Origin of the sequence: Paenibacillus sp. NPDC058177 (assembly GCF_042883835.1) — a bacterium.
GTDB classification, from domain to species: Bacteria; Bacillota; Bacilli; order Paenibacillales; family Paenibacillaceae; genus Paenibacillus_AQ; species Paenibacillus_AQ agri.
In genome coordinates this window covers 249,437-271,653 of sequence record NZ_JBHVVB010000006.1, presented here as the reverse complement: position 1 = coordinate 271,653, position 22,217 = coordinate 249,437, and the positions used below count along the sequence as shown (strand labels likewise).

The following is a 22,217-nucleotide window of genomic DNA, read 5'->3' as shown; positions in this document are numbered from 1 at the left end:
TCTTCATGCAGAGACGCTTTCCTTCCACTTATATGCCTTTGGGCTACAAGCTGTTGATATCCTATTTGCTGCTGGTGCTGACTCCGGTCATAGGCATCGGCAGTTATGCGTACATCTCATCCGTAAATACGATTGCAGAGCATACTAGAAGCAGTCTCGAAGTTACGGTGAAGCAGGTAGGTAATAACGTCGATTATCGTCTGAAGGACCTGATTCGCAGCTCGGATGAGATTTACGCAGATCAGACGTTGTCACGTTATTTGACCGGCTATCATTCCGGGTGGGAAAAATACAATATTATGTCCCAGTACATTCTGCCCAAATTGGAGAATGCCGCAAGCTTACCCAATCAGGAAGTGAAGTTGTCTCTGTATGTGGACAACCCGAATGTTAGCGAGTATTACTACCTTAGCGAGTATTACTATAATGACAACAGTACCGTAAATACGGGACAGGGAGGGCGCAAGTATTCTCTCTTTCACAGCGAGCGGATTCAGAATGCACCGTGGTATCAATCACTGGATCTGCATTTTGGCTCGGCGGAGTGGAAGCAGGTGGATAAGGACAGAGAAACGGGTAGCATCTCTTACCTGAGACCACTGATCAATTACGATACCCTGCAACTGAGCGGCCTGATTAAGATGACGGTGAATATGAAGTATATTTTCTCCGACGTAGATACTGGACATCTGGGCGAGGACAGCATCCTCTTTATTGTAGATGATAAGGATCATCTGCTGTTCTCCAGCTCGAAGAATCAGATGGACCCGGCGATGCTGTCTGGCGCTGCCAATGGGGATATCGTCAAACCTGAATCTTTCATGGAGATTAAGACGCCAATTGATAACATGTCGGCGAGCATAGTAGCCTGGGTCCCGTATTCTTCATTGAAAAAGAACTCTGAACAAGTGCGTAATGTGACGATATGGATCTGCGTATTGATTCTGGCGCTACTGTTCGTGATCAGCATTATTATGTCCCAGTATTTCTCACGGCGGTTCATGAAGCTGACTGCTTCTCTGAAGTCCTTCCAGGAAGGGAACTTCCACAAGCGGATGCCGATTCAGGGGAACGATGAATTTTCAGAGATTGGCAGTGCCTTCAATGATATGGCGTCAACGATTCAGCGGTTGATCGATGAAGTGTATATCAGTAATCTGGAGAAGAAGGAAACGGAGCTGCAGGTGCTTCATTCCCAGATGAATCCGCATTTTCTGTACAACACCTTCTCGTCCATCAGCCGGATGGCGAAGCTGGGGGAAATTGATAAGCTGCATGAAATCGTACGGGCTTTGGCGAGATTCTACCGTCTTTCTCTGCATCGCGGAGATATGATTATTCCGATTGAGCAGGAGATTCAGATTGTGGAATCCTATCTGGAGATTCAGAAGATCAAGAATGCTGACCGCATCAACGTGACTTATGAGATTGCGCCGGAAGTGATGGAATACGAGACGGTGAAGTTTATTCTGCAGCCGTTTGTGGAAAATGCGCTCGAACATGCCTGGTACGATGATGAGATTTCGATTATCATCCGTGCGTATCCTGAGGGCGAGGATATCTGCTTCGAAGTTGAAGATAATGGACTTGGTATGAAAGAAGAAATCATTGAACTGGTGCTGGACCCGACAGACAAGGGAATTGGCTATGGCATCCGCAATGTGGATCAGCGCATCAAGCTGCAGTACGGCAAGGAATACGGTGTAATTATCAATAGCTCACTAGGTGAGGGAACGGTCATCCGAATTCGTTTTCCTTCCCTTCTGCCAGGCAAGGATACGAAGGGCGAACAAGGCTTGACGATGTAATCCAAGCGATGACATCCATCTGTACATGCAAAAGGGATGCTCCAAAGGCCAGTGAACGGCTTAAGGAGCATCCCTTTTTTTTATATCACTGGATTGACGACTTCAGGATCTCCCGGAGTCTTGGATCGGTTAAACAGGTAGACGATATAAGCGACCAGGAATGGCATCACAATGGCAAAGATGCCTGCCCACACATTAACACTTTCCTTCATGAAGATCAGCGTCACACCCATCAGAATGCTGTCAAACACGACATGGCTGAACATGACGGCAATAAAGCCATAGCGCAGGAAAATGTAGCTGAACAGCAGTCCGATTACAGTCAGCTCAATCGGGCGCGAAGAGATCGGATAGATCGGGTACAGCGTATGCCCGAAAGCCCAGATGAGGGTTGTAATCAGGCTGGCAATTAATGTGCTGCGCACGATTTTCTTCAACATACGAATACCGAACAGGCGGTAGATAGCTTCCTCAGACAGGCCTGCGAGCCAGGCTATGACCGGCAGCAGCCAAGCGTACCTCATATTATAAGGCGACTGGCTGGCATCGGTTGTGGACCAATTGTGCAGGGTCAATGACAGGAGGATGAACATCAGCGTTTGAACCCCAAGCAGGACAAAGGCCCAGACGTACCCGGCACGAATGCTGTCCAGTACATATTGGCCGTATCCCGGCTCTTTGGCACGGGGCCATGGATTCATCCCCTCTTCTTTACGCCAGAGGCCGTCTCCGCCGACCAGTGAGAAGTAGAGCAGGGAAGACATGAGCAGGCTGTAAAGCGCATAAATCACGAACATCACAATGGCCGTAACCCGTGCCTCCACATTATCGCCAGAGGTCTCCGGCAGCATGTTGTACGTAGTGGCCATCATAATCAGGAAATGAACCGTGCTGAGGAAGAGGCCGCGCTTAAAAGAAGTATGGCTCCGCTTCAGAATGCTGTAGATCAAGGCCAGCACGCCCAGAGCGATGGTCGGCAGGCCATAGCCGTACAGGGTCATTTTCGTAGCCAATGACTTCTGGCTGTCTACGTACGAAGTATGCCAGCCTGGCGCTGTAAATCCGGGCTTGAAGGAGGAAACATCTCCTCCATCAAAAGTAAATTGATACTGCAGGCGTGATTCTCCTACAGTAACCGAGCTGTCTGTGTACGTCAGCCCGGAACTGCCGCTGCTACCCGGCTCAATTTGCAGCTTGGCAGGATTAACGCCCCATTCCTTCAGCCAGGGACGGGCCAGCTGCTCCTTCTGTGCTAAGGACAGTGGCGTTTCTTCCTCGCTCGCGGCAATGGAATGAGCACCGCTGCGCGAATTGCCGCCCGGAACAGCTGCCCCGCGGGCAAAGCTGACCGCCTGCCCGGTATACATATTAAGATTCACGGTCAGAAGAGTACCATTCTGGCCTGCAGGTGTGAAGGCCGCATGATAAACATCGTAGGGATAACGCTGGTCCAGTTTCTTTTTACTATAGTCCTCCAGCAGTTTCTCCCGGGACATATAGCCGAAGAAGGAAGAGTCGGACTGGTAGGTGATGTTCCATTCTCCGTCCGAGACGGTATAGCCCAGTTTCTCTGCCGCGAACGCTGCGGCGTTACTCCGTGCCACGTCTTTACTGATTACCGCGGTGTTTCCTTCAGGTACACCTCCGAGTAAGGAAGGGAACACTTGGAACATAATGAACAGGGCAATGCCGATGATGCCCGAAATAATAAGCCCTTTGGAGAGAGGACGCTGCTTAAGGGGCTGGCCGACGGGATTCATATAACGCCTCCTTTTGGGTGAACTCATATATTATGGCACTACTTGCAATACGGTACAAATGAGAGCAAAACAGTTATTTTGCTTGTCTACAATCTTCTAACAAGTATTCTTACGCAGAGGGGCCTGTTTTTATGACTCTAATGTTTCTTTCGGTTGACCGTTTCATTGCTTTGAGCGATAACGAGGTGTAGATATCTGGCCCCGAGAGGGAGGCAGGCCGCGGCAAGCGGCAATCCGATCAAGGTTACCCATCCAAGCAGCAGCCAATTCGGCGTCTGTCCGATTTGTATATTTTCCGGGAGAAAGGTATTATTCACAATCGTTTGTTGAAGCGCAATGATCATATACAGCGGGAAGATCAGTCCGATCAGTATCTTTGATTTCATCAGATAATAGCTGATTTGCACCAGGCAGAGGGATAGGATGAGCATCAGTGCTGATGTTAAGAAGATGTATGCAAACCAATGCAGATAATCAGTAACAGAAGCGAAATTGGTTCTTCCCCCTGCGAGAGCTGCCCCGATTCCAGCCAGAGTGGCTATGCTCAGCATCAGATGTAGGCGAAGGACGGTGACCCCTGTTGCGACGATACTAGATGTTATAAGCAGCAGTCTAGGATGGGGAAAAGAGAGGCGCCAATTCAGCTGCTTGTGCTCCACCCCGCTCTTGCACATGATCCATATGGAAGCTACCAGCACAGGCAAGATAAATTGCATCTTGGTCAGAGTCAGTACAAACTGATCGTCTTCGGGGAACAGGTAGAACAAGATAAACGCCCCAGCAAGTACGACTCCCTTGATCACCTTAATGGGTAGTAATCTTTCGAAATACTGCAGACGGCTGCGCTCCAGTTGATACAGTGCCTGGAATCCGGAAGAACGCCGGTACGACTTTATAGTGTTCTGCTCTTTAACAATCGGAAGCTGTACGGCCAGGAAATTATATCGGATCTCACTCATTCTTTCGAGACCAGCCTTGGCAATCCAATGGATCAGCATGTAGCTCAGAGGCCAGCCAATCAGTAGAATTCCTACCGTATACAGCAGGATATAGGACGGACTCAGGTATTGTAATTGCTCACCGTTCAAAGCAGTGGAGTTCAAGTAGGTGGACAAAGCCATCAATGGAGACAGCCATAATAATGAAAAGGGAACGAACAGCAGCATTTTCCAGCCCATAAGAATGGTTCCTGCCAGCAATCCGCATACGATGGCGAGCGGAAAGATCGAAGCCATAAAGAGTGCATGAGCGACTACTGTTAGGATGAGCTCTTTGAACAGAAGGTGCTCATAGTGTCCTGTCAGGTTGAAGAGTACATACAGTCCGATATTAGCAGCTATAACGATGGAAGCAAGATACAATCCATGCTTAAACAGGCTGATCGCCTTGGCATACAGAAGTAGCTTGCGGGGGTGCGGGAAATTCAGAATCCACTCCCGGCTACTATGGACTGTAAACAACAGCATATCGACTGAAGCGAGATACATAATGATCCCTACCATAAGAAAGGTGCCTGCTGTAAAAGGAGTTTGCAGGGAAGGCTGTCTGCCATGAAAGAGATACCATCCGATACCCAAGAGCAGAGCGAATAGGGCTACAGTAATCCCCAAAAAAGATTTTTGGCCCCACTTAAACGGATTATAGCGGCTGTACTCCAGATCTGTTAACGCTCTAAGCGCTGTCATGCGAACACTTCCCTGTAACGGGATTCAACGGAATGACCGGACTGACGGAGCCGTTCCACATCCTCAATACCTTGTATCCGTCCGTTACCGATTAGAATTAGGCGGTCAAACAGTAGCTCCATTTCCCGGATATCATGAGTAGCAATCAAAAAGGTACGTTCACCATCAGCCATCTCTCCCACAACTGTGGATGCAATTTCCTCTCTGGAAATGAGATCCACACCAGTGAAGGGCTCATCGAGTATGACTAACGGAGCTTTGCGGGACAGGCAGGTCAGCAGTTGCAGTCTGGCTTCTTCCCCGCGGGATAAGGTTGAGATACGGGATTCCCTCTTAACGGAAAGCTGACCCATTAGTTGTTCTGCCTTCACATTGTCCCAATCGGGATATATGCCTTCAGCAAAGTGAAGCCAGCGCCCTACAGTCAGCCATCCAGGCAGGCTGCTGCGGTCCGGCAGCAGGGATAACTGTCCTAGACGGTCTACGCCGGCAGGTTCGCCGAAAATCTTCACGGAGCCGGAGTCTGGTGTAGCCAGTCCGGTGATCAGGCGTAATAGGGTAGACTTGCCTGCACCATTAGGACCGAGCAGTCCAGTGATACTGCCTTGGGGAATATGAAAGCTTACGTCGTCCAAAATTGTTTTTTTCCTCGTGCGGAGCGTCAGGTTCTGACATTGCACGGCTGCCTTGAGTTCCGGCAGTGATGAAATATCTTTATTCGTACGCATCAAGATTCCTCCTTATCAAATTGCAGCATCTGTTCTGCTGACAGCCCCAGGCTGGCGCCCGCAGCTTTAAATTGCCGCACGGCCTCCAGGATCATTTCCTTGCGAGCCTCCCCGATGACATCCTGTTCCCTCGTAACAAAGGTACCCTGTCCACGATAGGTGACAATCAGGCTCATTCGCTCCAGCTCCTGATAAGTTCTTGCAGCTGTAGTGGGATTCACGCCTCGGTCGGCTGCCAAATCCCTCACGGATGGCAGACGCGAGCCAAGCGGGATGATACCGGTAACAATCCGGCCCCGGATGGCTTCGACGAATTGTTCATAGATGGGACGCGAGGGATTGATCTGAAATTGCTGCGGCAGCAGCTCCAAAGATTCTTCCATGTCTTCCCCCTAGTAGGAATAATGTGTATGGGTATAGGTCATACACTTGTTGTGTGTAGTGTATCATTCCTCACCATACAATTTCAAGGTTAAAAGTTCTATATATTCATGAAACCGTGAAAAACGATGCAATTACAGGAAAGTCACGGAAAAGGAATGAGAACAGGGTCTCCTGTGTTCCCGGTCACTCTTTAAGACATTATTTTATCCAAATATACTTAATAGTGTCTTTGTGATGTCAGGACAGAACGTATATAATTTGAATGCAATTAGATATAAGCCGAATTTCAATTGAAAACGGGGGAACCATAAGAAGTGAAAGGTGCATATAGACGTAAGTTTGGGCGCCGATCTTCAGGGGTGAATTTCGTTCCGGGAACGAATAGGGCACTGCAGCTGCCCGAATCCGTCAGCTAACCTCGTAGGCTTCAGAACACTGCAGGAACCAAGGGGAGAGGCATTGGTGATCCAGTGCTTTTTTTGTTTGGCATTCTAATGATATACAACGTCAATTTATTATAGTGAGAGGTGAGGATTTGGTTTCGCCATTCCCCAGGTTGAACCGTTTCACAATATTGAAACTTTCCCCGCCCCAGACGCTGGTACTCGGTTTTGCGGCGATCATTTTGATTGGTACGCTGCTGCTGATGCTTCCGGTTGCCAGTCGGACGGGACATTCATTGAACTTTATAGATGCGCTATTTACAGCAACTTCTGCTACCTGTGTTACGGGGCTGGTAGTTGTGGACACCGGCACGTATTTTTCCCTTTTTGGGCAGACCGTCATTATGATCCTGATTCAGGTTGGCGGCCTGGGCTTCATGACGATGGCAACACTCTTTGCTCTGGTGTTAAAGCGGAAAATATCGCTGCGCGACCGGCTTATTCTGCAGGAGGCCATGAACCAGAACTCGATGGAAGGCATTGTACGGCTCATCCGTCGGGTGCTGATCTATTCACTCATGATCGAGGGGAGTGCGGCACTGCTGCTGTCGATACGCTGGGCGTTTGATATGCCGCTCGGCAAGGCGATTTACTTTGGACTGTTCCATTCCATTTCCATGTTCAACAATGCAGGTTTTGACCTGTTCGGCCATTACCGCAGCCTGATGGGATATGTCAATGATCCTGTAGTGAATCTGATTGTCATGTTCCTGATTGTCACCGGTGGGCTTGGGTTTATCGTAATTGCCGATATCGTCGATTACCGGCGCAAGCGCAGGTTGTCGCTGCACAGCAAGGTGGTATTATCCACAACCGCAGCGCTGATTCTGGCAGGCACGCTCGTGATTTTTGTATTTGAATTTACGAATCCGCGGAGCATGGGCTCCCTGAACATCGGCGGGAAAATACTGGCTGCATTCTTCCAGTCGGTCACACCGCGTACGGCCGGGGCTAATACGCTGGATATTTCCGGGCTGCGTCAGGCCACGCAATTTTTTATCGTGATTCTAATGTTTATCGGTGCTTCTCCCGGTTCTACCGGGGGTGGGATCAAAACAACGACCTTTACGCTCATGATCGGCGCTGTAATCTCCATGCTGCGTGGGCGTGAGGATATAGTATTCTTCCGTTACCGGCTGGCACAGGAGCGGGTGTTCAAAGCACTGACCATCACCTTGCTCGCTCTGCTATTGATTGTCACTGTATCTATGGTGCTCTCGACGACTGAGGGACGCGACTTTTTGGAGATTCTGTTCGAGACAACTTCGGCTTTCGCGACCGTGGGGCTGAGCATGGGGTTGACGCCGGAGCTGTCGTTAGTCGGCAAAATCCTCATCTGTCTCACTATGTTCGCTGGCAGGCTGGGACTATTGACGCTGGCCTATGCACTTGGCCCAAAACAGGGTAAACCATTGTATCAGTATCCGGAAGGCAAAATGATTATTGGATAAGGAGTTATCGGGAGATGAAACCACAGCAATTTGTAGTAATTGGGCTGGGACGGTTCGGTTCAAGCTTGGCGCTTGAGCTGATGGATATGGGCTATGAGGTGCTCGGAGTGGACCATCTGGAAGAACGGGTGGAGGAGATGAGCGACAAGCTCACCCATGCGGTGATGGCGGATGCCACAGACGAGGGCATTTTGCGTTCGCTCGGTGTCCGAAATTTTGACTGTGGTATTGTAGCCATTGGCGATAATATGGAGCGTAGTATTCTGACAGCCATTCTGCTGAAGGAGCTTGGTGTCAAGCAGGTGGTGGCCAAGGCTATATCTATTCTTCATGGACGCGCCTTGACCAAACTGGGTGTGGACCGGGTGATTTTCCCCGAGCGGGATATGGGGGTTCGGGTGGCTCACCAGTTAGTCACTCCCAATCTGCTGGATTATATCGAAATATCCAAGGATTATAAAATTGTCGAGATGAATGTTCCATCCTGTATGGATGGCAAGAGTCTGTCCCAGCTGAATACCCGGGCCAAATACGGGTGCAGCATCATTGCCATCAACAGGGAGAGTGGAATTATCGTCGCTCCGACTGCGCTGGATTCCTTGTACGAAGGTGATATTATGGTCGTCATCGGCTCCAATGAGGGTATTGACCAATTTGAGGAAGAAGCCGTTAACCTGTAATTGTTTATGCCAAAAACCCGTCTGCGGCTTGTCCGCAGGCGGGTTTTTTAGAGCAAAGCCTCTTCTCAATCGGTCAGCTTTGGCAGGAATACTTCTTCTGTCACCTGCACCAGTGAGCGGGCAGCACCGCTTAGCCCGCCGCCGTCCCGGTAGATCAGACAGGTAGTCCGCTGGGTCTGCTCCAGCTCCTTGATATGCAGCGAGACGAGCCCGCTGCCATTCAGCAGCTCGGGACGCAGATAGGATTTGGGCAGGAGTGCCGCGGTCTTCGCCGTCGGCAGCAGCCGGACGATCGCCTCGAAGGAATCGATCTCCATGCGCACATCGGGATCAATACCGCAGCGCTGGAACAAATCGTCGGTCAGGCGGCGGTACCAGGTTCCCTTGGAGAACAGGATCATCGGCAGGCGTGAGAGATGGTCCATGCTCAGCTTGGGCAGCAGAGTGAGCGGATGCTGACTGGAGACCACCAGGCGGAGCTGATCCTCGAAGAGCGGAATACAGCGCAGCCCGGGCTCCTGAATGGAGGAAGCAATAATTCCTACATCACACTTGCCCTCGCTGACCGAGGAGACAATCTCATGCGTCTTTCCGGTAATCAGTTTCAGTTCGGCAGCGGGATACTTCTCCATATAGGTGTTGACCAGCGGCGGCAGTGTAGTCTGCAGCGTGGTCAGGCTGGCCCCCAGCGTAACAAGCTGGGGTTCGCCTTCTTTGAACTTTGAGAGCGCCTCCAGAAACTTGGAACGCTGTTGTCGCTGCTCTAGCGCATAGGTGTAAGCGAGGCGGCCAACCTCGGTGAGTTCCAAGCGCTTGCCGTACCGGTTGAACAATGGAACGCCCAGCCTCTCCTCCAGCTTGGAGATTTTGCGGGAAAGGGCGGGTTGTGACAGGTTAAGCTGGCGTGAAGCCCGGTTCAGGCTGGAATGCTCCACCACTGCCGCGAATATATCCAGATCGTCAAACATAGTGTCTTCCTCCCGTAATAATACAAGGTATGACTCTGTCAGGATTGTGCCTTATTCTGCCGGTATAAGAAGTGATAAAAAGCATAGAACGATTGAGGGTTGAATCACAGATAAGTAGTGCTTTCAGGAATGAAAAGGAAAAAAAGCGCTGTAAATGATAATCATTATCACATAAAAAACATTCTTATGCATTAATTGTATAACGATTAATAATTATATTGCAATTCCCTTATAAGACAAAAAAGAGTAACATGAAAAGTGACACAAGATATTCACACTTTGTGAATAAATAATCAAAGTCCGGGAACACAAGGGATAGCGGGTTGCAAATCGGGAGATACCCTTTTTTATGTCATCATGCGCTGTTTCAAGAAGTAGTCCCGGCGGTAAATGCTCATTAATGAAAACGCTGTTTTAATCGGAAAGGGGACACACCAGTATGAGAGGATTTTATTCCAGAAAGATTCATTCCTTGCTCGGCGTTATCCCGCTCGGGGGCTTTTTTCTTGAGCACATGCTGACGAATTTCTCGGCAGTTGAGGGTGGCGCTTCCGGTTTCACAGACAGTGTGCTGTGGCTGAACAGCCTGCCGCTCGTCTTCTTCCTGGAATTGTTCGGTATATGGCTTCCCTTGCTGTACCACGGGGTATACGGTCTGTACATCGCCTACCAGTCGAAGCCAAACCTGAACCGTTTTAAGCTGGAACGCAACTGGCGCTATACGCTGCAGCGGGTCACAGGGGTTATCACGTTTATCTTTATCGTCTGGCATGTGTTCGAGACTCGTTTCCAAGTGACGCTTGGCAATGTGAAGCACGAGGAGCTTGGCGGATTGATGCACAATATTGTGACACAGCCGCTGCTGCTTACATTCTACATCATCGCGATCGTGGCGGCGTCCTTCCACTTTGCCAACGGTCTGTGGTCGTTCCTGATCAGCTGGGGTATTACCGTCGGGCCGCGTTCGCAGCGCGTATCTTCCGTGATCTGCCTGGGGCTGTTCGTAATCGTAACAGTTATGTTCCTGGTATCGCTGGTTACTTTCCGTGACAGTGAGTTCCAGACAACTGCTACTGCCCTGCAATCATTGAAAACCTTTATCTAAATTAAAAGTAGATTTTTCATATTTTCGGTAAGCGTGTGCTTTTGAAGCGGGTTTTGTACGAAGCTGATCGATGCGGCATATGCTGACAAAACTGTTAGGAGTGAACTTATCATGGCAACAGCAGACATCATTATCGTGGGCGGTGGTCTGGCCGGCTTGATGGCGACCATCAAGGCAGCCGAGTCCGGTGCGCATGTTCATCTATTCTCGCTTGTCCCTGTCAAAAGATCACACTCTGTCTGCGCCCAAGGCGGCATCAATGGTGCCGTGAACACCAAGGGCGAGGGCGACTCGCCCTGGGAGCATTTTGACGACACGGTCTACGGTGGAGACTTCTTAGCGAATCAGCCGCCAGTCAAGGCGATGTGTGAAGCGGCGCCCGGCATTATCCACTTGATGGACCGGATGGGCGTTATGTTCAACCGTACGCCGGAAGGCTTGCTCGATTTCCGCCGGTTTGGCGGCACGAAGCGCCACCGGACGGCTTTTGCGGGAGCGACGACAGGTCAGCAGCTGCTGTACGCACTTGACGAGCAGGTTCGCCGCTGGGAGGCGGAGGGTCTGGTCACCAAGAGCGAGAACTGGGAATTCCTTTCGGCCATTATTGATAACGACGGCGTCTGCCGCGGAATCAGCGCCCAGAATCTGAAGACGATGGAAATCGAGACTTTCCCGGCCGATGCCGTAATTCTGGCCAGCGGCGGTCCCGGCATTATTTTCGGCAAAACGACCAACTCTGTCATTAACACAGGTACTGCGGCCAGCGCCGTCTATCAACAGGGTGTGCATTACGCGAACGGAGAGTTCATTCAGATTCACCCTACAGCCATTCCGGGCGACGACAAGCTGCGGCTGATGTCGGAATCGGCGCGCGGGGAGGGCGGACGGATCTGGACTTACAAGGACGGCAAGCCATGGTATTTCCTCGAGGAAAAATATCCGGCGTACGGTAACCTGGTGCCGCGTGACATCGCGACCCGTGAAATTTTCAATGTCTGTGTGGATCAAGGCCTCGGCATTAACGGAGAGAACATGGTCTATCTCGATCTTTCCCACAAAGATCCGAAGGAGCTGGACGTTAAGTTGGGCGGGATTATCGAAATCTATGAGAAGTTCATGGGCGATGATCCACGCAAGATTCCAATGAAAATCTTCCCGGCGGTCCACTATTCCATGGGCGGCATGTGGGTCGACTACAACCAGATGACGAACATTCCGGGCCTCTTCGCGGCTGGGGAATGTGAGTACCAGTACCATGGAGCGAACCGCCTCGGCGCGAACTCATTGGTATCCGCCATTTACGGCGGCATGGTCGCCGGGCCGAAGGCGGTTGAATATATTAAAGGCTTGAAGAAATCGGTGCAGGATATCTCTTCCACCGTGTTCGATGGCTTCCACAAGAAGCAGGTCGATAAATATGAATCCCTCCTGGGGATGTCGGGCAACGAGAATGCCTATGTCATTCACAAGGAACTGGGCGAATGGATGACCGCCAACATGACGGTGGTGCGCCACAACACCAAGCTGGAAGCGACAATCGGCAAAATTAAGGAGCTTAAGCAGCGGTACCAAAACATCAACATGAACGATACGTCACGCTGGAACAACCAAGGCGTCGCGTTCACCCGCCAGCTGTGGAACATGCTGGAGCTGTCCGAGGCGATGACGCTGGGCGCACTGCTCCGCAACGAGAGCCGCGGGGCACACTACAAGCCAGAGTTCCCTGACCGCAACGACGAGGAGTTCCTGAAGACAACCAAAGCGGAGTGGACTGCGGAAGGCCCGCAGATTTCTTACGAAGCCGTGGATGTCTCACTGATCCCGCCGCGGATTCGCGACTACTCGAAGGACAAGTAAGCGGAAAGCGTAACATGGCCAGGCAAGGGCTGGATGTAGACTGCTCCTGATATCGAGGATTGCAAATTCCTGAGGAATTAACAGGAAGGTTTCCAGCTATTTTGAGCAATACGGGCAGAAGCGTAGAAATAACATTAGAAACTCCTGTTAATTAGGTGACTAGTGCATAGATGGATGTTTTTAACAAACAGTCCTATTGGTAGATCGTTAGTGAGATTTAAGAAGCGTATACTTCACAACACTTTTAGGAGGTAACGATGATGGCGGAAACAGCCCAAGCTCCCAAAAACGTAAAGTTTGTTATCACCCGCCAGGATGATCCGCAAAGCTCGTCGTATACAGAGGAATTTGATCTTCCTTACCGTCCGGGGATGAACGTGATCAGCGCCCTGATGGAAATTCAGCGTAATCCGGTCAATGCCAAGGGCGACAATACGGTTCCGGTATGTTGGGACTCCAACTGTTTGGAGGAAGTGTGTGGTGCCTGCTCTATGGTCATCAACGGCAAGCCCCGCCAAGCCTGTGCGGCCCTGATTGATAATCTGGAACAGCCTGTCCGGATCGAACCGATGAAGACATTCCCTGTGGTGCGTGACCTTGTCATTGACCGCAGTCGGATGTTTAACGCGCTTAAACGGGTAAAAGCCTGGATTCCTATTGACGGTACCTATGATTTGGGTCCGGGACCGCGTATGCCTGAAAAGAAACGGCAATGGGCTTACGAGTTGTCCAAATGCATGACCTGTGGCGTCTGCCTGGAGGCCTGCCCGAATGTCAATGCCAAGACCGATTTTATCGGTCCGGCAGCCATCTCTCAGGTCCGGTTGTTTAATGCCCATCCAACGGGCGAGATGAATGCTGAAGAGCGCCTCGAAGCACTGATGGACGATGGCGGGATTGACGGGTGCGGTAACTCGCAGAACTGTGTGGCGGCTTGTCCGAAGGGCATTCCACTGACAACTTCGATTGCCGAGATTAACAAGCAGACTACAAAACATATGTTCAAACGCTGGCTGGGTGTGTAACAGGCACTCTGCTAAGCAGTACAGACAGCCATTCCCAGCCATCTGCTGCGGGGTGGCTGTCTGTTTTTTTTAGCAGACGGGTTTGAGCCTGCACTTTTTAGCGTAAATATCCATAAAGTCTATTATAAAAGCGCTTTCCTGCTGGATTTATGTCATCATATCCAACTATGATATAATCATTATAGTTTATGTAAGCCAGAGAGCAGGAAGAGTTGGGGAGGAATAGATGTGATTTGTCGGGAGCAGGACGGAGCATTTGTGATGATGAGGCAGCACGAGCATGGGGAATTGTCGGGTGTCCTTGCGGAATGGATCAAGGAAGAGCGCGGTCTTGGGGAGTACCGGCGGGAGGAAGTGCTGCGAGCGGTGGCTGAGCATGATCGGGGCTGGATTGATCTCGATGAGACGCCTTTCTGGAACGATGCGGCTGATGCGCCTTATACCTTCTTCGATTTCCCTTTAGTTCCGAAACTAACCTTCTATCAGCGAGGGCTGAACGAGATTGAAGCTGACACGCCATATGGGGCGCTTCTATGCAGCCTGCACTTCGATCGGCTGATTGATATATCCGGCGAGGATTATCCTGAACTGACTGTATACCAGGAGCATGAGAAGGCCCGCCGGGCCCGCATCCGCCATGAGTTAGAGGCGACTGCTCCAATCGGGGAGAGTGAACTGCGCTATGATTCCCATCTGCTGCAGTTCTGTGACGATCTCTCGTTGTACTTGGGGCTGAATAAGCCTGGTAGTACGAAAGCAGAGGGACATCCTTGGTGGCGTGACGGGTTTTCCGGCAGTGAGGATTTTTCCTTTACTTCCGGACAGCGGATTACGGCGACATGGAAGGATGAGGGGACTTTGATTTTGAACCCGTTTCCATTTAGGCGGCAACTGGAAGTATCCTTCAAACAGCGTCGTGTCCAGAGGTCGGTAATCAAGGAAAAGGGGATTGCCTTTGCATACAAGGAGGCGCCGGAGGAGGAAGTACATCTGGTGCTGACTGGCCCGGAGCAATAAGGTGAAGTCCGGAAGTAATTAGCCCGAAAGGAGAATACCCTATGAATAAAAGCTCGTCCGGGGTTCCTCCCCTTGAAGGTACAGATAAGAACAATATGCAGCACCAGCGGCCCAAAATTAGCCGTCGCCAGTTTTTGGCTCGCGGCGCGGCAGCCGTTGTAGGCGCAGGGCTTCTGACCGGTGGCTACTCTTGGCTGGCGGAGCCGCGCTGGCTGGAGGTGACCCGGTTGGAGCTGCCTCTAGCTGGGCTACCGGGTGCTTTTGCAGGTCTGAAAGTGGTGCATTTTAGCGACACACATCTGGGTTTTAACAAGGATGCCAGTGATATAACCCGTTTGGTTAGTCATATCAGGGAGGCTGACCCGGATCTGATTTGTTTTACCGGTGATATTGTGGACAGTAATCCCGGCGACCTGACGGAATCTGTACCTGTGCTGGCTGAGTTGAAGGCTCCCCTTGGCAAGTATGCGATTCTGGGCAACCATGATTATAAGAATACGGACAAAGTTACCGGGTTGCTAAAATCAGCGGGATTTCAGGTGCTGCGCAATGAATCTATGCTAATCAAGCGTGGCGGTGCGGTAATGGCGATCACCGGACTCGATGATTTGCTGCATGGCAAACCCGACCCGGAGGCAGCGCTGCAAGGCGTTCCGCCGGGGACCTTCACACTGCTACTGATGCATGAACCGGATTACGCCGATACGGCGGAGGACTACCCTTTTCATCTACAGTTGTCGGGGCACAGCCATGGCGGGCAAATCCGTCTGCCAGTGGTTGGTGCGCCGTTCACTCCCTATGGAGCGCTAAAATACATATCCGGATTGTATTACACGGAGAACAAGCGGATGCCGGTCTATGTGAACCGGGGTTTTGGCGAGACTTATATGCCCTTCCGGCTGCTTTGCAGGCCCGAGCTTACGGTATTAACCTTGCGTCAGGCTTGAGCCAAGGAGTAAGGAGTGAAGCAGAACACAATATTGTGTAGCTTTCGATTGAGGAGTGTGGAGAGTTAATGAGTCCCTATGAGACCTTGAAGCTGCCCCATCAGAACGGGACGGCAATAGAACTGCGGCCCATGTTGCCGGAGGATGCCCGTACTTTGCGGATGCTGCTCTCTCATCCACAGGTCAAGGCACATATTGTGATGCGCCCGGGAGGGTCGCAGCCTGCCTTTATGGATAGGCTGATCAACCGAATGCTGTACGCCATTGATCATAGTGCACTGCATGCGGGGATTTATAGACGCGGACAGCAGGGACTGGTGGGAACCGTCTCTTTGCAGAACTGGAACCGGCAGGAGGGCAGAGCTATTTTAGGCTACATGGTTGATCCAAAGTGGTGGGGACATGGCTACGCTACAGAGGCAGTAGGACTCTTGCTGAACTATGGATTTCAGGAGCTGGGGCTGAAGGTGGTAGAAGGCCGATGCCGTGGGGACAACAGTGGTTCAGAGCGGGTGATGCTAAAAAATGGCTTGCAACTGGAGCGAACGGTGCCGATTGTAGCTTCCGGAGGCGATGTAATGAAAGTCTTTAGGCTTTGTTACACAAATGAAATAATGCCGTTATAAAACTCTAACAGTGTCCGGTTAAACTAAGTACATGACCCCCTTTTGAAAATATATAACTGCTTTGGGACCCGATCACTCGGGTCCATTTTTTTTTGCCGTTACTCATATATGGGAATTTACGGTTATGCATGTGGCTAGAGGGCTACGGTGACCTTCTCGCGCTGCTTGAAGTATACCCAGTGTTTGAACCCGATTTCCTTGAGGCGCGCAGCGACGTCGTCTAATTCATCAGCCACACGGGACGGCTTGTGTGCATCAGAGCCGAAGGTAACCTCGACACCGAAATGCAGGGCCCGCTCCAAAATGGCGTCAGACGGGTACCAGCCGCCGCTCAGCTTCGTTTTACCTGAGGTGTTGATCTCGATCGCCACGCCGCTCTCACCGATGGTGCGCAGGCAGTCATCCAACGGCCCTGGTGCAGGAATCTCAGAGAAAGCCGGGTAATTGCCCTTCATAGCATCGATATGCCCCAGTATTTGGAACATTCCGCTGCGAGCGGACTCAGCAATCAGGCGGTAATACTCGGTTTTGGCAGCAATTTTGTCAGAACTGTTCAGCCCTTTCCAGCGGCCTTTATTGAAAATACTGACATCAGCCACATAATGCACTGACCCGATAATATAGTCGAAAGGATGGCGTGCGAGTGTCGTGCGATATAGCTCCGCATATTGTGGAAAATAATCCGATTCGATACCCAGAAGCACGTCGATCCGGCCTTCGTATTCTTTTTTCAGCGACAGAACTTCATCAACATAGAATGCCAGCTCTGACTTCGCCATAGCGATGCGCGGGTAGGCTTGTTCCTCGGGGCTTCCGAAGTAAGGGGTGTGATCGGAGATACCTATGGCGCTCAGTCCGGCGCTCAGTCCAGCCTCAATATAATCGCGGATGTTTCCGTCGGCATGGCCGCAGCGAAAATGATGTGTGTGCAGATCGAATTTCATGGCGGGACCTCTCCTTTTGACCAAAATATAGTGGTGTGTCGGTTATTCTGAACCGATGAACTGCGTTTCCGGCATGCCTTTGAGATCGCTTAGAAATTGTCTCATAGCGGAGTTGACATATTTGCCGGATTTGGTAATGACGCCTACCGGATGGGTGACTTCAAGCTCGATTATCGGCACAATTTTCAGGCTTCCTGCCCGCACTTCTGCGGTGACAGACTGCTTGGAGATGATAGCGGCGCCGAGATCCAGTTCCACCATCCGTTTGACTTCCTCACTGCTGGTTAGCTCCATAATAACCTGGGGCTGAATGCCATGTTTGGCCAGGACCTCATCAGCAAATTTGCGGCCGACGGTATCCGGCGATAGCAGGATTAGCGGCGTTTTGGCCAGGGCTTCTATTCCTGCGGTCTTGACCTGTGCCAGCGGATGGCGGGGTGAAACGACAAGCTCGAAGGTATCATAATACAGAGTGGACGTGCTCACGCCCGAATTGTTGCCGATCAGATAACCGATGCCGACATCGACGAGTCCGTTCTCTACTTGATGATAAATCTGAGAGGAGGACATTGACGAGATAGATGTTTTGATATGGGGAAACTGGTCTTTAAAGTAAGAGAGAATACGCGGAAGAATTTGAATGGCGATGGAAGTGGTCGTGCCGAGAACGATATGCCCCTGCGGGTTCTCTTCCAGATCCGCAAGCCGCTGCTTTAATTCCTCGACAATATTTACAATTTGTTCTGCATGGGTCAAGAATACTTGGCCCCTATCGGTCAACGTGACGGGCTGGTTCCGGTCAACGAGTTGGGTCTTGAATTCTTCCTCTAGACTTTTGATTTGTGCCGAAACCGCCGGTTGGGTCAGATTGAGCTGCTCTCCCGCTTTGCGAAAGCTCATGGTTTTGGAGATAGTGATAAGCGTCTCAAGCTGGCTGATGTTCATGGAATTCCTCCCTTGGACCAACCGAAGTGGCTCCTTGTTATTAACGTATCTTACGCACATTGTTGGTATTTGATTAAATTATAGGAGATTACACCCGGCAGGGCAATGATCCGCCTTGAGTAATCTTGGGATTTTAGTTGGTCAGGCCTTAATTTTTGGTGAATTGTGCCGATATATGGAGTATAATAATTTATATTGCCTGGGACTTTTGGTATATGACTAAAGCCTAGCGAGGGGGGACAGCATCTTCATGAAAGCAGAAGTAATCAATCCGTTTCTGGAGTCTGCACGCATTGTAATTGAGCAAGTAATTCAGGTTTCGCCGTCCACCGGTAATCTGGGTGTCAAAGAGATCAAGCAAATCGATAATCATATATGGATACAGGTAGGGATGACCGGACAGCTTAGCGGAAATATTATTTTCGGGATTGCAGAGCAGGTGGCGCTACGTATGGTATCGATCATGATGGGTGGTTTTGTCATCACGGAAATGGACGAGATGGGCCAAAGCGCGATTTCGGAGCTCAGCAATATGATCAGCGGCAATGCCAGCACCATTTTATCCAACCAGGGGGTTTCTGTAGATATTACACCGCCGAAGGTGATGAAATCGGACAGTATGTCGTTTGAATCAAGCAAAGCGCTTAGCATCCCTCTGCTGATGGAAGGTATCGGCGAACTGGATATTCAGGTGATGATCTCTTAGCGTAAAGACAGGGAGCTGAACTGCATTTCATGGAGCTGAAGAATAAAATTGTTGTCATTACAGGGGCGTCGAGCGGCATCGGCGCACTCACGGCGCAGATGTTGAGCGGCCGGGGTGCGGTTCCTGTTCTGTTGGCGCGTTCAGAAGACAAGCTAAAAGAAACGGCGGCCGGGATTCCGGGCGTTTTTGGATTGTATCCGTGCGATGTACGGAATGCGGCAGCCGTTGAAGAGACGTTTGACAGAATCCTTGCCGATTATGGCAGAATCGATATTTTGCTTAACAATGCCGGGTATGGCAAATTTGCCCCGTTCACAGACATGGACCCCGAGGAATTTGACGATATGATGGATGTCAATTACATGGGGATTGTCCGTTGCACCAAGGCGGTAGTTCCGCATATGTTGGCACGGGGAAGCGGCCAGATCGTGAATGTGGCTTCCATGGCGGGCAAGATCGGAACTTCTAAAGCGGTGGCATATACTGCAACCAAGCACGCTGTGCTGGGTTTTACGAATGCGCTGCGACAAGAGCTGCGCAAGACCGGCATCATTGTCTCGGCAGTCAATCCCGGGCCGATCGCGACGGATTTCTTCAAGATTGCCGACCCGTCCGGGGGGTATGAGAAGAGCGTGGCGAGAATGATGATGACACCGGAGCATGTCTCCACCAAGATTGTCCGGTTGATGGAGAAGGGCAAAGAGGAGCTGGATTTACCGGGCCTCGCGGCCTTCGGCATCCGGCTGTATGGACTTTTTCCCCGGCTGGCGGACAAGCTAACCTATAACGCCATGAACCGTAAATAACGAGCGGCAACAGGACGATGGGGCCTTCCATTTGGTGGAGAGGCCTTTTTGGCATATAATAAAGATATTATCTCAAGCGAAAAGGATGAATTACTATTATGACTAAAGCTTCATTTGCGGCCATCGGCATCCAGGAAGACCTAGCAGCCCGATTGTCAGAATTCGGCATCAACGAGCCTTCCCCTGTACAGGAGCAGACCATTCCGTTGCTGCTGGAAGGAAGAGACGTGATTGCGGCTTCCCAGACTGGCACAGGTAAAACGCTGGCCTATCTGCTGCCGCTGCTTCAGGGCATCAACCCGGAACAGAAAGTGGTGCAGAAGCTCGTGCTTGCGCCTACACAGGAGCTGGCCATGCAGATTCTGCGTGAAGCTGAGCGTTATGGTGCTCACCGGGGAATCCGTGTGCAGGGACTGATCGGCGGTGCGGCGATCAAGCGGCAGATAGACAAGCTGCGTGAGCATCCACAGCTTGTAGTCGGTACCCCTGGCCGAATCCGGGAACTGATCGGACTGCGCAAGTTGAAGATGCATGAGGTCACCACCATCGTTATTGACGAGGCAGACCAAATGTTCCAACTAAGCGGAGCCGGAGAGGTAGCGAAGATTGTCAGCAGTGCGCTGCGGACAAGACAGCTCGTTATGTTATCGGCCACGATTGGGCCGGAGACGAAAGCACTAGCGGCACGGGAGATGAAGAACCCGGCAGAGGTTGGCATTGCCCCGGAAGTGATGACCTCCCAAACTCTGGAGCATCATTACGTGGTAACTGAGGAACGGAACAAGATCGACATGCTACGCCGGGTGATTCGCCATTACAATCCCAAGAAGGCCATTGTGTTCGTGAATGCGACAGATGATATTGCCGAAGTAGAAGCTAAGCTGAACCATCTGGGATTGACAGCGGCAGCACTTTACGGAGATGCAGATAAAGTTACACGTAGCCATGTATTGTCGAAGTTCCGTGACGGTAAATTCAAGGTGCTGGTCGCCAGTGACGTGGCTGCGCGGGGATTGGATATTGAGGATTTGTCGCTGGTGGTGAGCTTTGATCCCGCCTTTGACTCTGAGCATTATGTACACCGGGCTGGCCGGACCGGTCGCATGGGCCGCCGCGGTTTATCGGTCTCCATTGTGACAGAGCAGCAGACTTTTATTATGCGCAAATTCGCACGGGAGCTGGACATTGCGCTGGAAGAGCGCGAATTGTTCGCCGGGAAGGTGCTTACGTCGGATGAAGCCCGCGGTGCGGCCCGCAGTGGCGGTTCTTATAGCGGCGCAACGGCACCGCGCGGCAGTTCTTCAGGCGGGGAAACGGCATCACGTAACGGCAAGCCTACAGTACGGACGTCCAGTACAAGTACTGGTTCTACTGCTGCAAAAGCGGCCAATTCTGCCGAGCCGACCCATCGTCCGGCGCAAGAGAAAGCGGGTACGTCTGCCGGTGGGGAACCACGGCGGGATCACCGCGGCGGAGCAGCACCTGTTCCCAATAAACGGGCGAGCAACAAGGTCCGCGAGCAGGACCGGAAGAATAAGGGAGCACCGAAGTGGCTCAAGAACAAAACTCCTAGGGGGGATGGCCAATGAGTATAACTCCCGTATTACAAATTACGGGTTTAACTGGTGGCTACAGTCTGAACAAGCCAGTGCTGCATGACATTGCGCTACAAGTGCAGCCTGGTGAGATGGTTGGTCTGATCGGCCTGAACGGGGCAGGCAAGAGCACGACGATGAAACATATTCTTGGGCTGATGTCCCCGCACAAGGGAGAAATCCGGGTCAACGATAAGACACGACTTTCTGATCCCGAGGGGTATCACGGGGCGTTGTCCTTTGTACCGGAATCTCCGCTGTTGTACGAAGAGATGACAGTGCGGGAGCATGTTGAATTTACAGCGCGAGCTTATGGTGTGGACCGCAGCGACTATGAATCTCGCAGCATCCAACTCGCAAAGCTATTTCGCATGGAGGACAAGATGGACACCCTGTCTTCTCATCTGTCCAAGGGCATGAAGCAGAAGGTGATGATTATGTGCGCTTTCGTGGCACGTCCTGCCTTGTATGTGATTGACGAGCCTTTTCTGGGTCTGGACCCGCTAGGAATTCGTTCCCTGTTGGACTTCATGATGGATCTGAAGAAATCCGGCGCGTCGATTCTGCTCAGCTCTCATATTCTGTCCACGATCGAGAACTATTGCGATCGTTTTATTGTTCTGCACCAGGGTAAGGTGATCTCCAGCGGCACGCTGGACGAAATGACTGCGGCGGCCGGGTCTCCGGGACAGTCTTTGGAGCAGCTGTTCTACGAGTTGGTTCAAGGAGGTCAGTGA

General features: G+C 51.2%; 20 protein-coding genes and 1 riboswitch. Of the genes, 13 read left to right on the top strand and 7 right to left on the bottom strand.

The window, feature by feature from the left end:
- The first annotated feature begins 5 nt into the window (after positions 1–5).
- A complete protein-coding gene (locus ACFVU8_RS22715) occupies positions 6–1,808 on the top strand; it encodes a cache domain-containing sensor histidine kinase (protein ID WP_387430344.1) in 1,803 nt (600 codons plus the stop codon).
- An 80-nt stretch (positions 1,809–1,888) separates the two neighbouring features.
- Here ACFVU8_RS22715 and ACFVU8_RS22710 read toward each other — a convergent pair whose 3' ends face one another.
- The 4 genes from ACFVU8_RS22710 to ACFVU8_RS22695 all read right to left on the bottom strand — a co-directional run bounded on the left by ACFVU8_RS22710 (position 1,889) and on the right by ACFVU8_RS22695 (position 6,364).
- Complete coding sequence (locus tag ACFVU8_RS22710; RefSeq protein ID WP_387430342.1) at positions 1,889–3,568, bottom strand: CPBP family glutamic-type intramembrane protease; 1,680 nt, start codon at positions 3,566–3,568, stop codon at positions 1,889–1,891.
- 137 nt (positions 3,569–3,705) lie between these two features.
- On the bottom strand, positions 3,706–5,253 hold the full coding sequence (locus tag ACFVU8_RS22705; RefSeq protein WP_387430340.1) for a hypothetical protein: 1,548 nt from the start codon (positions 5,251–5,253) through the stop codon (positions 3,706–3,708).
- Positions 5,250–5,981, bottom strand: coding sequence for an ABC transporter ATP-binding protein (locus tag ACFVU8_RS22700; RefSeq protein ID WP_379467970.1), 732 nt, complete (start codon positions 5,979–5,981; stop codon positions 5,250–5,252). Before ACFVU8_RS22700 ends, ACFVU8_RS22705 begins: the two co-directional genes overlap by 4 nt.
- Positions 5,981–6,364, bottom strand: a complete 384-nt coding sequence (locus ACFVU8_RS22695; RefSeq protein WP_387430338.1) for a GntR family transcriptional regulator — start codon at positions 6,362–6,364, stop codon at positions 5,981–5,983. Before ACFVU8_RS22695 ends, ACFVU8_RS22700 begins: the two co-directional genes overlap by 1 nt.
- Positions 6,365–6,632: 268 nt before the next feature.
- A riboswitch (cyclic di-AMP (ydaO/yuaA leader) is annotated at positions 6,633–6,808 on the top strand.
- Positions 6,809–6,900: 92 nt separating this feature from the next.
- Here ACFVU8_RS22695 and ACFVU8_RS22690 point away from each other — a divergent pair.
- Complete coding sequence (locus ACFVU8_RS22690; RefSeq protein WP_387430336.1) at positions 6,901–8,259, top strand: TrkH family potassium uptake protein; 1,359 nt, start codon at positions 6,901–6,903, stop codon at positions 8,257–8,259.
- A gap of 14 nt (positions 8,260–8,273) precedes the next feature.
- Positions 8,274–8,939: a potassium channel family protein gene (locus tag ACFVU8_RS22685; protein ID WP_066376500.1), complete on the top strand. Its 666-nt coding sequence runs from the start codon at positions 8,274–8,276 to the stop codon at positions 8,937–8,939.
- Positions 8,940–9,004: 65 nt separating this feature from the next.
- Here ACFVU8_RS22685 and ACFVU8_RS22680 read toward each other — a convergent pair whose 3' ends face one another.
- Positions 9,005–9,907, bottom strand: a complete 903-nt coding sequence (locus ACFVU8_RS22680; RefSeq protein ID WP_175371363.1) for a LysR family transcriptional regulator — start codon at positions 9,905–9,907, stop codon at positions 9,005–9,007.
- A 439-nt stretch (positions 9,908–10,346) separates the two neighbouring features.
- Between ACFVU8_RS22680 and ACFVU8_RS22675 the strand changes: the two genes are divergently transcribed.
- From ACFVU8_RS22675 to ACFVU8_RS22650, 6 genes are all read left to right on the top strand, one after another.
- The gene (locus ACFVU8_RS22675; protein WP_175371362.1) at positions 10,347–11,012 is read left to right on the top strand and encodes a succinate dehydrogenase cytochrome b558 subunit; all 666 of its coding nucleotides are present in this window, start codon (positions 10,347–10,349) and stop codon (positions 11,010–11,012) included.
- Between the two features lie 111 nt (positions 11,013–11,123).
- Complete coding sequence (sdhA, locus tag ACFVU8_RS22670) at positions 11,124–12,869, top strand: succinate dehydrogenase flavoprotein subunit (protein WP_066376507.1); 1,746 nt, start codon at positions 11,124–11,126, stop codon at positions 12,867–12,869.
- Positions 12,870–13,129: 260 nt separating this feature from the next.
- Positions 13,130–13,894: a succinate dehydrogenase iron-sulfur subunit gene (gene sdhB, locus ACFVU8_RS22665; RefSeq protein WP_066376509.1), complete on the top strand. Its 765-nt coding sequence runs from the start codon at positions 13,130–13,132 to the stop codon at positions 13,892–13,894.
- A 228-nt stretch (positions 13,895–14,122) separates the two neighbouring features.
- Positions 14,123–14,911 carry a DUF3891 family protein gene (locus ACFVU8_RS22660; RefSeq protein WP_387430334.1) on the top strand — a complete coding sequence of 263 codons (789 nt, stop codon included), beginning with the start codon at positions 14,123–14,125 and terminating at the stop codon, positions 14,909–14,911.
- A 41-nt stretch (positions 14,912–14,952) separates the two neighbouring features.
- Positions 14,953–15,858 (top strand): metallophosphoesterase, encoded by a 906-nt coding sequence (locus ACFVU8_RS22655; RefSeq protein ID WP_387430332.1) that lies wholly within the window; start codon positions 14,953–14,955, stop codon positions 15,856–15,858.
- Between the two features lie 68 nt (positions 15,859–15,926).
- Positions 15,927–16,484 carry a GNAT family N-acetyltransferase gene (locus tag ACFVU8_RS22650; RefSeq protein ID WP_379467984.1) on the top strand — a complete coding sequence of 186 codons (558 nt, stop codon included), beginning with the start codon at positions 15,927–15,929 and terminating at the stop codon, positions 16,482–16,484.
- Between the two features lie 134 nt (positions 16,485–16,618).
- Here ACFVU8_RS22650 and ACFVU8_RS22645 read toward each other — a convergent pair whose 3' ends face one another.
- Positions 16,619–17,428 (bottom strand): histidinol-phosphatase, encoded by an 810-nt coding sequence (locus ACFVU8_RS22645; protein ID WP_379468050.1) that lies wholly within the window; start codon positions 17,426–17,428, stop codon positions 16,619–16,621.
- A 42-nt stretch (positions 17,429–17,470) separates the two neighbouring features.
- Positions 17,471–18,373 carry a LysR family transcriptional regulator gene (locus ACFVU8_RS22640; protein ID WP_175371357.1) on the bottom strand — a complete coding sequence of 301 codons (903 nt, stop codon included), beginning with the start codon at positions 18,371–18,373 and terminating at the stop codon, positions 17,471–17,473.
- A 250-nt stretch (positions 18,374–18,623) separates the two neighbouring features.
- Here ACFVU8_RS22640 and ACFVU8_RS22635 point away from each other — a divergent pair, with 250 nt between their 5' ends.
- From ACFVU8_RS22635 to ACFVU8_RS22620, 4 genes are all read left to right on the top strand, one after another.
- A complete protein-coding gene (locus ACFVU8_RS22635; protein WP_175371356.1) occupies positions 18,624–19,079 on the top strand; it encodes a chemotaxis protein CheX in 456 nt (151 codons plus the stop codon).
- A 29-nt stretch (positions 19,080–19,108) separates the two neighbouring features.
- Positions 19,109–19,885 carry an SDR family NAD(P)-dependent oxidoreductase gene (locus ACFVU8_RS22630; protein WP_387430330.1) on the top strand — a complete coding sequence of 259 codons (777 nt, stop codon included), beginning with the start codon at positions 19,109–19,111 and terminating at the stop codon, positions 19,883–19,885.
- Between the two features lie 98 nt (positions 19,886–19,983).
- Positions 19,984–21,474, top strand: coding sequence for a DEAD/DEAH box helicase (locus ACFVU8_RS22625; RefSeq protein ID WP_387430328.1), 1,491 nt, complete (start codon positions 19,984–19,986; stop codon positions 21,472–21,474).
- Positions 21,471–22,217, top strand: coding sequence for an ABC transporter ATP-binding protein (locus ACFVU8_RS22620; protein ID WP_379467993.1), 747 nt, complete (start codon positions 21,471–21,473; stop codon positions 22,215–22,217). The genes ACFVU8_RS22625 and ACFVU8_RS22620 overlap by 4 nt, the downstream gene beginning before the upstream one ends.

Coding starts and splice junctions, on each gene's coding strand:
- ACFVU8_RS22715 (WP_387430344.1), top strand. CDS start 6: ATGCAGAGACGCTTTCCTTCCACTTATATGCCTTTGGGCTACAAGCTG.
- ACFVU8_RS22710 (WP_387430342.1), bottom strand. CDS start 3,568: ATGAATCCCGTCGGCCAGCCCCTTAAGCAGCGTCCTCTCTCCAAAGGG.
- ACFVU8_RS22705 (WP_387430340.1), bottom strand. CDS start 5,253: ATGACAGCGCTTAGAGCGTTAACAGATCTGGAGTACAGCCGCTATAAT.
- ACFVU8_RS22700 (WP_379467970.1), bottom strand. CDS start 5,981: ATGCGTACGAATAAAGATATTTCATCACTGCCGGAACTCAAGGCAGCC.
- ACFVU8_RS22695 (WP_387430338.1), bottom strand. CDS start 6,364: ATGGAAGAATCTTTGGAGCTGCTGCCGCAGCAATTTCAGATCAATCCC.
- ACFVU8_RS22685 (WP_066376500.1), top strand. CDS start 8,274: ATGAAACCACAGCAATTTGTAGTAATTGGGCTGGGACGGTTCGGTTCA.
- ACFVU8_RS22680 (WP_175371363.1), bottom strand. CDS start 9,907: ATGTTTGACGATCTGGATATATTCGCGGCAGTGGTGGAGCATTCCAGC.
- ACFVU8_RS22675 (WP_175371362.1), top strand. CDS start 10,347: ATGAGAGGATTTTATTCCAGAAAGATTCATTCCTTGCTCGGCGTTATC.
- sdhA (WP_066376507.1), top strand. CDS start 11,124: ATGGCAACAGCAGACATCATTATCGTGGGCGGTGGTCTGGCCGGCTTG.
- sdhB (WP_066376509.1), top strand. CDS start 13,130: ATGGCGGAAACAGCCCAAGCTCCCAAAAACGTAAAGTTTGTTATCACC.
- ACFVU8_RS22655 (WP_387430332.1), top strand. CDS start 14,953: ATGAATAAAAGCTCGTCCGGGGTTCCTCCCCTTGAAGGTACAGATAAG.
- ACFVU8_RS22650 (WP_379467984.1), top strand. CDS start 15,927: ATGAGTCCCTATGAGACCTTGAAGCTGCCCCATCAGAACGGGACGGCA.
- ACFVU8_RS22645 (WP_379468050.1), bottom strand. CDS start 17,428: ATGAAATTCGATCTGCACACACATCATTTTCGCTGCGGCCATGCCGAC.
- ACFVU8_RS22640 (WP_175371357.1), bottom strand. CDS start 18,373: ATGAACATCAGCCAGCTTGAGACGCTTATCACTATCTCCAAAACCATG.
- ACFVU8_RS22635 (WP_175371356.1), top strand. CDS start 18,624: ATGAAAGCAGAAGTAATCAATCCGTTTCTGGAGTCTGCACGCATTGTA.
- ACFVU8_RS22630 (WP_387430330.1), top strand. CDS start 19,109: ATGGAGCTGAAGAATAAAATTGTTGTCATTACAGGGGCGTCGAGCGGC.
- ACFVU8_RS22625 (WP_387430328.1), top strand. CDS start 19,984: ATGACTAAAGCTTCATTTGCGGCCATCGGCATCCAGGAAGACCTAGCA.
- ACFVU8_RS22620 (WP_379467993.1), top strand. CDS start 21,471: ATGAGTATAACTCCCGTATTACAAATTACGGGTTTAACTGGTGGCTAC.